General features: G+C 74.8%; 4 protein-coding genes and 1 pseudogene. 3 read left to right on the top strand and 2 right to left on the bottom strand.

Annotated features, from left to right (window positions below; all coding sequences use genetic code 11):
• A pseudogene (locus HUW36_RS26760) lies at nt 1–287 on the bottom strand (GNAT family N-acetyltransferase); the annotation flags it as partial.
• A gap of 79 nt (nt 288–366) precedes the next feature.
• Between HUW36_RS26760 and fdxA the strand changes: the two are divergent.
• Together fdxA and dapC are read left to right on the top strand one after the other, a co-directional pair.
• Nucleotides 367–693 (top strand): ferredoxin, encoded by a 327-nt coding sequence (gene fdxA / locus HUW36_RS26755; RefSeq protein WP_007464872.1) that lies wholly within the window; start codon nt 367–369, stop codon nt 691–693.
• Nucleotides 690–1,799, top strand: coding sequence for a succinyldiaminopimelate transaminase (gene dapC, locus HUW36_RS26750; RefSeq protein ID WP_281357561.1), 1,110 nt, complete (start codon nt 690–692; stop codon nt 1,797–1,799). Before fdxA ends, dapC begins: the two co-directional genes overlap by 4 nt.
• Nucleotides 1,800–1,844: 45 nt before the next feature.
• Here the strand turns inward: dapC and HUW36_RS26745 are convergent, their stop codons facing one another.
• Nucleotides 1,845–3,686, bottom strand: coding sequence for a M48 family metallopeptidase (locus tag HUW36_RS26745; RefSeq protein WP_174530676.1), 1,842 nt, complete (start codon nt 3,684–3,686; stop codon nt 1,845–1,847).
• 221 nt (nt 3,687–3,907) lie between these two features.
• Here HUW36_RS26745 and HUW36_RS26740 point away from each other — a divergent pair.
• Nucleotides 3,908–4,337: prephenate dehydrogenase/arogenate dehydrogenase family protein (locus HUW36_RS26740; protein ID WP_174530675.1), on the top strand; the 430-nt coding region annotated here is incomplete at its 3' end.

The following is a 4,337-nucleotide window of genomic DNA, read 5'->3' as shown; positions in this document are numbered from 1 at the left end:
CAGTCGCCGAGCCGTCCGCGTACCGGCGCGGGCCAGGCCTCGTCGGCGGCCAGCTCCAGGTCGACCACGGCGGCGGCGGTGGGCCGGCGGGCCGGCGGCACCCGCTTGGCCCGGTGCACCTCGCCGACCGGTACGCGCAGCGGACCGGCGTCGGTGGCGAGCGTGATGTGCGTCTCGCTCAGCTCGACCAGCTCGCCGAGCGCGTCGGAGAACAGCGGCCGGCCGCCCCGAATCCCCACAATCCGGCGGACCACGATCCGGTGTCCCACGTCCTGCTGTCGGAGCACGATCGACCCCCTCCCCGGCGAGATACTAGGCTCTTACCGTTGCGGATGATCGCGACGAGTCTTGCGGAGGAGAAGACCGGTGACCTACATCATCGCCGAGCCGTGCGTGGATGTGCTCGACAAGGCATGCATCGAGGAGTGCCCGGTCGACTGCATCTACGAGGGCAACCGGATGCTCTACATCCACCCCGACGAGTGCGTCGACTGTGGTGCCTGTGAGCCGGTCTGCCCGGTCGAAGCGATCTTCTACGAGGACGACGTGCCGGAGCAGTGGAAGGACTACACCGGCGCGAACTACGAGTTCTTCGAGGACCTGGGTTCGCCCGGGGGCGCCTCGAAGATCGGCAAGGTGGAGAAGGACGCCACCTTCGTCGCCGCGCAGCCGCCGCGCGGCGAGGGCCACTGAGCCGGCCCACGCCGGTCTCGGCACGGCTGCCCGAGTTCACCTGGGACACCCTGGACGCCGCGGCCGCCACGGCCGCGGCGCACCCGGGTGGTCTCATCAACCTCTCCATGGGTACGCCTGTCGACCCGGTGCCACCGCTGATCCGGCAGGCGCTGGCCGACGCGTCGGACGCGCCGGGTTATCCGCTGACCGCGGGCACGCCCGCGCTGCGGGACGCCATCGCGGCCTGGGTGGCCCGCGCCTGCGGCGCGGGCGTCGACGGGCTGGGCGTGCTGCCCACGATCGGCTCCAAGGAGCTGGTGGCCTGGCTGCCCACGCTGCTCGGGCTCGGCCCCGGTGACGTGGTCGTGGTCCCGTCGGTCGCCTACCCGACCTACGAGGACGGGGCCCGGCTGGCCGGCGCCACCACGGTGCGCAGCGACTCGCTGACCGCCCTCGGTCCCGACCCCCGGGTGCGCCTGGTCTGGGTCAACTCGCCCGGCAACCCGACCGGCCGGGTGCTGCCCGCCGCCCACCTGCGCAAGGTGGTCGAGTGGGCGCGGGAACGCGGGGCGGTGGTCGCCAGCGACGAGTGCTACCTGCCGCTGGGGTGGGACGCCGAGCCCGTCTCGGTCCTCTCGCCCGAGGTCTGCGGCGGGTCGTACGCGGGCGTGCTGGCGGTGCACTCGCTCTCCAAGCGCTCCAACCTGGCCGGCTACCGGGCCGGCTTCGTCGCCGGCGACCCGGCGCTGGTGGCCGAGCTGCTCAAGATCCGTAAGCACGCCGGCATGATCGTGCCGGCCCCGGTACAGGCCGCCATGGTGGCCGCGCTCGGCGACCAGGCCCACGCGGACGCCCAGCGGGAGCGCTACCGGGTCCGGCGGGAGAAGCTGCGGGCCGCGTTCGGCGGCGCCGGTTTCACCGTCGAGCACTCCGAGGCCGGGCTCTACCTGTGGCTGACCCGCGACGAGGACTGCTGGGACACGGTCGACTGGCTGGCCCGGCGGGGCATCCTGGTCGCCGCCGGGGTGTTCTACGGCTCGGCCGGCGCCCGGCACGTCCGGGTGGCGCTGACCGAGTCCGACGAGCGCGTCGACGCGGTGGCCGGCCGGCTGGCCGATTCCTGACCACTCCGGCCGCCGGCCCTCATCGGGGCCGGCGGCCGGAACGGGTCAGCCGTTGATCCGCCGGAACACCGTCAGCAGCGTGTCCCGGCTGCGCTTCTCCAGGAACTCGCTGGCCATCAGCTCCTGCATCTGCACGGTGCGGCCGTCGAACAGGGTCAGCGTGGCCTTCAACGGCACCTCCCGCCGCACCTCCACCGAGGTGATCTCCTCGTACGGCAGGTACGGGTGCCGGGCGGCCAGCTCGGCCACCGGCACCGAGCCGACGAGCGCGGTCAGCCGCTTCTCGCCCTCGCCGGCCTTGCCGGGATCGGGGATCAGCACCAGGCCGTTGTCGAGCACCAGCACGTCGTGCTCCCGGCCGTCGATCTTGATGTTGGCCAGTCCGCCGATCAGGTCGGCGTCCCGGGCCGACGCGCGGGCCTGCACCACCGTGGCGCCCGCGACGTCGATCCCCAGCGCGGCCAGCCGGGCCAGCGCCTCGTCCAGGCTCTCCGGCGCCACCGCCAGCTTGGCCACCTCGGCCAGGTCCCACGGCTCACCCGCCGGGCCGACCAGCTGGGCCGGCGCGGACCAGGACAGCTGCCACCGGGCGCGCCCGGCGCGCACCGCCGCGTTGTCCAGCAGGGTCTCCATCGGGCCGGCGAAGGCGGCCGCCGCCTCCTCGCGGGTGGCGCCGCCGAAGAACTGCTCGGCGAACTCCCCGAGCCGGCCGGTCCGGACCAGCTCCAGCACGGTCGGCAGGCCCGGCCCGGCGGCGCCGGTGAACCGGCCGGCCGCCCGGTAGATGCCGTCCGCCTGCCGCTGCACCCCGGCCGCGACCGCCTCCGCGACGAACTCCGGCCAGGGCAGCAGCCGCCGCGAGCCGTGCTCGACCACCAGCGACTGGAGCGCGCGCCCGGCCCCGGCCACGTCGGCGAGCAGGATCCAGGCCGGTCGGTCGTCCGCACCCGCCGCCGTCGGCGGCACGGACGTCATCGCGGCGACGCGTACTCCGATCGGCGGGTGGGTGTCCCACCGGGAGGGCGTGCCCTCCGGGGCGTTCTCCCGCAGCTCGTCGATCTCGTCGCGCCGCGCCTGGAGCAGGTGCGCGAAGCCGCCGAAGAGGTCGTCCGGCGCGAGCCCGGCCGACCAGCCCGGCTCGACGTAGCGGCGCATGTAGAAGCCCCAGGCGGCGTCCAGCGCCGGCAGCGTGCGCAGCGCCGAGGTGGCCGCCTCGGTGCCGGCCAGCGCCACCGAGGCCCGGTCCGCCTCCAGTTCCTGACGGCGGGACGCGGCGTTGTCGACCATCAGGTAGAGCATCGCGTAGCCCTTGAACACCCAGCCGACGGGGTTGCGCGGGCTGATCCGCTCGATGGTCTCCCCGATGGCCACCCGACCCCGGTAGGCGACGCCGCCCAGCCGGGTGTGCCGGCCGGAGTAGTGGCCCAGCTCGTGCGCCAGGACCGAGCGGAGCTGGTCGATCCGCATGGCCTGGAGCAGCGGCAGCCCGAGGTAGAGGGTGCGCCGCCCGGCGACCAGGCCGAGCAGCCTGCTCTGCTCACCGACCGCCGCGTTCACCTCCGGCACCAGCCGGATCTCGTCCGGTGCCCGGGTGCCGACCGCCGTGGCCAGCTCGCGCACCGTGGCCCAGAGCCGGGGCGCCGCGCGCTCGTCCAGGATCAGGCCGGGAGCCGGCTCGTTCTTCGTACGGATCGCCTTCCACATCCCCACGCCGACCGCGCCCAGCGCGACCACCAGCGGCAGCAGCAGCTTGCCGGTGATCACGCCGCTGGTGTGGCCGAACAGCCAGACCCCGAGCGCGACCACGGCGGCGAGCTGGAGCAGCGCGACGACGTAGAAACCGATCAACATGACCACCGAGGCGAGCGCCCGGTACGTCGCGGACATGCGTTTCCCTTTCCCCGTTCACGAAGGCCCGGCCGGTCGATCCGGTCGAGCCGCCGGGGGACCGTACGACGTGGGTCCGACCGGGACATCCCCCGTCCGTTCGAATCGATCTCCCCCGACGGCCCGACCGTGATCCCGGGCGGCGCGGTGGGCGATATCCTCGGCGGGACCTTCCCCGGGGCCGTCCGGCTCCGGGACGACGCGGACGCCGAGGTGGGCCGATGGTGGGCGAGGCCGGCGGGCTGGCGCGCGCGGCGGTGGTCGGCACCGGGCTGATCGGCGGTTCGGTGCTGCTCCGGTTGCGCGCCGCCGGTCTCGACGTGGCCGGCTGGGATCCGGAGCCGGCGGTCCGGCGACGGCTCCGCGACCGGGGCGTCGCGGTGTCCGACACGGTCGAGGAGGCGGTCGCCGGCCGGGACGTGGTGTTCGTCTGCGGGCCGCTGCCCACGCTGCCCGCGATGCTGGCCCGGGTGGCCGCGGCCACCGACGACGGGTGCGTGCTCACCGACGTGGGCAGCACCAAGGCGGAGGTGGCCACCGCCGCCACCGCACAGGGGCTCGGGCACCGGTTCGTGCCCGGCCATCCGATGGCCGGCGCCGACCGGGCCGGCCTCGGTGCGGCCGGCGCGCAGCTGCTCGACGGCGCCGCCT

It is taken from the genome of Micromonospora maritima (genome assembly GCF_902825405.1).
GTDB lineage: Bacteria > Actinomycetota > Actinomycetes > Mycobacteriales > Micromonosporaceae > Micromonospora > Micromonospora maritima.
Note: the sequence above shows the minus strand (reverse complement) of the source record. Positions and strands in the feature narration are given on the sequence as shown.